Annotated in this window: 3 protein-coding genes; all 3 read right to left on the reverse strand. The window is 52.1% G+C overall.

The features are described from left to right. Positions 1–368: hypothetical protein (locus JIN85_RS20385; RefSeq protein WP_200274318.1), on the reverse strand; the 368-nt coding region annotated here is incomplete at its 3' end. Positions 369–400: 32 nt separating this feature from the next. Then, positions 401–898, reverse strand: coding sequence for a hypothetical protein (locus JIN85_RS20390; protein ID WP_200274320.1), 498 nt, complete (start codon positions 896–898; stop codon positions 401–403). Between the two features lie 71 nt (positions 899–969). After that, positions 970–1,521: hypothetical protein (locus JIN85_RS20395; protein WP_200274322.1), on the reverse strand; the 552-nt coding region annotated here is incomplete at its 5' end.

A 1,521-nucleotide genomic window follows, 5' to 3' on the forward strand; every position in this document is an offset into this window, starting at 1 on the left:
AAGTTCGGCCGTTCGACCTCTTCCTCGGTGGCATCCGGAATGAGAGAGGAAAGCGTTTCCTGATCGAGCCACCAACCGGCCCCAAGTGCGGAGAACCGGGAGCCAAAAGAGACGCCTGAAATCTCGGTCGGTTCTTCCACGATGCCCCGGAAGTAACAGACGCCATCGAGCCAGAGGGTGATTTCCTGGCCTTGTTCCGGGAAAATCTCCCCCGCTCCATCGATCTCGCGGAAGGCTTGATTCCATGACACCGAATCGATTCCCGCGCCTCTGCCGGCCTGCAGGGTCCAGCCGGTTCCAAGTTCACGGATCTCGCGTTCGGTTTCGTCTAACTGCTTTCCAGCTTCACCAATGATCGTCCAGGACATGAAGCGATCATCGGAGTCGACCGGGCCATTAGCTATTCGCCGGAGTGGTCCTTTGGATCTTCGGAGGTAATAGCATCGACCGCGTGCTGCAACTTATCGCTCTCCACTTTTGCGCGTTCGGAATTTGACCAAGCGATATCTTCAATCCGAATGCCTGCAAACGAAACAGAAGCTCGTTTGGTTTGATCTTTTGTAACATAAGTGCCGTCCACCGGACCACCTCGTGGATTTGAAGTCTCGATAATCCATTCTGAGGTGCCCCGATTCAAATTGAGAAGCTGACTAATTTGCTTTGCATCGAATCGCGGTCCCGTAGGAGATATGGAGTCATTGACGATCGTAAAAGTTTTAAGGTTGTAAGCAACAGCTACGCATACACCATCCACAAATCTGCAAACGGTTTGGATGCCACCTTGTCCATACGACTCTAACGAAACGTCTTTTGTTCCCATCACATCCCAAGGCTGACCATACCTTTCATGGCACTTCTCTACATTCGCCCCTATCCGCCCAAAAGCAGTTGAAAGCATACACACGAAGAGGACCGCTGTTCTAATCATTCCTAATGAACAAATGCTTTGAAGAAACGAGCAAGCCCAATTTAATAGGTTCCATATACGGATTTTTGCCTTGCTGCGTCCTTTAAAGCCTGCGACTCCGCTTGTAGCTGAGCGATAATCGAGTCATAAGTTTTCAGTGTCTCTAGCAACGTCCGGGTGATTCCCGTTAAGCCTTCAATTTTCCCACCCAAGGTATTCGATAATAGCTGGGAATCTGCGATGAGCTTCTGCATCTCCTCATTGTTCAGATTATTGTTGGCCAATGATTGTTTGGTCCGTTCCACCGCCTCTTTTTGGGAAGCGGTGATCTGCGCTTGTTCGTCGGATAGCGCACTAATTTGTCCGACCAACAGCGAGGCGTCCTGGGCTGTGACCTGATTCTTTGCGAGCACACTGCGGAAGATCTCCAGCGCCTTGTGCTGGCTCTCGGATTGCTCCTGCAATGGCCCGGCGACGGTTTCGATGTCCTGCGCCATTTGCACCTGCTCCTGAGCATCAATGCCACCACGGAAGGCATCGCGGATGCGTTGCAGCGCTTGCTGCTGGACCGCCGTCATCTCCTTGGTGCCGTTCTCGACTGCCTCAATCAGCTG

Origin of the sequence: Luteolibacter pohnpeiensis (assembly GCF_016595435.1) — a bacterium.
Lineage (GTDB): Bacteria > Verrucomicrobiota > Verrucomicrobiia > Verrucomicrobiales > Akkermansiaceae > Luteolibacter > Luteolibacter pohnpeiensis.

Coding starts and splice junctions, on each gene's coding strand:
- JIN85_RS20390 (WP_200274320.1), bottom strand. CDS start 898: ATGCTTTCAACTGCTTTTGGGCGGATAGGGGCGAATGTAGAGAAGTGC.